The 1,974-nt window shown below is 68.7% G+C and carries 1 protein-coding gene and 1 pseudogene; both read left to right on the forward strand.

Annotated features, from left to right (window positions below; all coding sequences use genetic code 11):
* The first annotated feature begins 152 nt into the window (after nucleotides 1-152).
* Nucleotides 153-1,706, forward strand: a complete 1,554-nt coding sequence (gene tnpC / locus CGK74_RS18500) for an IS66 family transposase (protein WP_206186293.1) — start codon at nucleotides 153-155, stop codon at nucleotides 1,704-1,706.
* Nucleotides 1,706-1,974: pseudogene (locus tag CGK74_RS18505) on the forward strand (hypothetical protein); the annotation flags it as partial. The gene tnpC and the pseudogene CGK74_RS18505, both read left to right, overlap by 1 nt.

Below are 1,974 nucleotides of genomic sequence, written 5' to 3' on the forward strand. Positions count from 1 at the left end.
GAGTTGCTCGCCTGGCTCGATGGCATCGATCTGTCGCGAACGCGTCGCCTGGCGCCCGTGGCTGCCAGCGTCGTGGGGTAAATGTCGGCCGCAGGGGCAATCGGTGATTCACCGCATTCACGCAGACGGACTGCACGGGCATGCTTGTTCCCATGAGCCTGCCTGCCCCGATCGATCGCACCAGCCTGCCCACGGAGGTTGCTCCGCTGCAGGATCTGGTGCTCGAACTGGGGCAGCAGATGCAGGCGATGCGTGCGCAGTTCGACGCTCAACTGGACACCCTGCGTCACCAACTGGCCGAGCTGCGGCGGCGCCTGTTCGGGCCGCGCAGCGAGGTGATCCACCTCGGGCAGACCGAACTGTGGTCCGATCCAGTCCAGGTCCCCGTGCCGAGCGAGGAACGTCGCCAGGTCGGCGCCCACACCCGGCGCAAGGGCGGGCGGCCGGCGATCAGCCCGGATCTGCCGCGCCGGCGCGTCGAGCACGACCTCTCCGATGCCGAGAAGGCCGGCTACGCCTCGCTCGAGCGCATCGGCGAGGAGGTCTCGGAGTTGCTCGAGTACATTCCCGCCCGACTGGAGGTCATCCAGAACGTACGCCTGAAGTACCGCTGCGAGACCGCCGACGGCCGCAGGACCGTACGCACGGCCACCGCCCAGGGCTCGCCGCTCTCCAGGAGCAACGCCGGCGCCGGGCTGCTCGCCCACGTGATGGTCTCGAAATACCTCGATCACTGCCCGCTGGCGCGCCAGTCGCGGATCTTCGCGCGCCAAGGCGTCGCCCTGTCGCGTCAGACGCTGTGCGACTGGGTGCTCGATGCGACCGCGTTGCTCGCCGTGTTGATGCCAGCCTTGCAGCGCCACGTGCTCTCGAGCCCGGTGATCTTCACCGACGACACCACGCTGTCGCTTCAGGCCCCGGGCAAGACGATCACCGCCCGCATGTGGGTCTATCTGGCCGGTGGGCAACAGAAGGACGGTGAGGGCCAGTGGCAGAAGGTGGCCCCGGCCGCACTCTACGACTTCACGGCCGATCGATGCGGGACACACCCGCGCCGGGTCCTGGGCACATGGCGCGGCTACTTGCAGGCCGACGACTACAGCGGCTACCACGCCAGCTTCCGCGAGGGCGTCACCCACGTGGCGTGCTGGGCGCATGTGCGGCGCAAGTTCTTCGATGTGCTCAAGGCCGCCCCCAAGGGGGCGCCCCCCGGGCTGGCCGATGACGCGTTGCGCTTCATCGGGCTGATCTACCGCATCGAGCGTCGCCTGGCCGAGGCCGACCCAGACGTGCGTCTGCACGTGCGCCAAGGGCGCACCCGGCGTGTGCTGACCGCGTTCCACCGCTGGCTCGCCCATCACCAGCCGACGCTGCTGCCGCGCTCACCGCTGGGGCGCGCGGTTGCCTATGCGCTGTCGAACTGGACGGCGCTCACCGTGTTTGCCGACAGCGGTCTCCTCGCCCCGGACAACAACGCCGCCGAGCGGGCGATGCGACCGGTGGCGATCTCGCGGAAGAACTGGCTGTTTGCCGGAAGTCCACGTGGCGGACGGGCCGCTGCCGTGGCACTCTCGCTGATCGAGACAGCGCGGTTGAACGACATTGAGCCCTACGCCTACCTGAAGGATGTGCTCACGCGCCTGCCCGGCCACCGCATGGACCGGCTCGACGAACTGCTGCCGATGAACTGGAAGCCCGCGCCCTGATGGATCCCGCCACCCTCGAAGCCCTCAACCGTGCAAGCTCGCTCGAACTGTTCCACCTGTCGCGCGTGATCGAGCGCCTGATGTCGGATCCGTCGCGGATCGTGCAGATCCGGCTGCATCTGAACCTGGGGCAACGGGTACGCTTCGTGGACGGAAAAGCGCCGGGCGCCGCGCTGCAGCTTCGAAGCGGCACCGTGGTGGCGATGAAGGACACCCAGCTCACCGTGCAGGACGACGCCACCCGTGCGACCTGGACGCTGCCCTACGC

Source organism: Thauera propionica, from assembly GCF_002245655.1.
Classification (GTDB): Bacteria; Pseudomonadota; Gammaproteobacteria; order Burkholderiales; family Rhodocyclaceae; genus Thauera; species Thauera propionica.

Excerpts from the sequence above, each read along its gene's own strand:
- tnpC (WP_206186293.1), top strand. The coding sequence starts at position 153 with ATGAGCCTGCCTGCCCCGATCGATCGCACCAGCCTGCCCACGGAGGTT.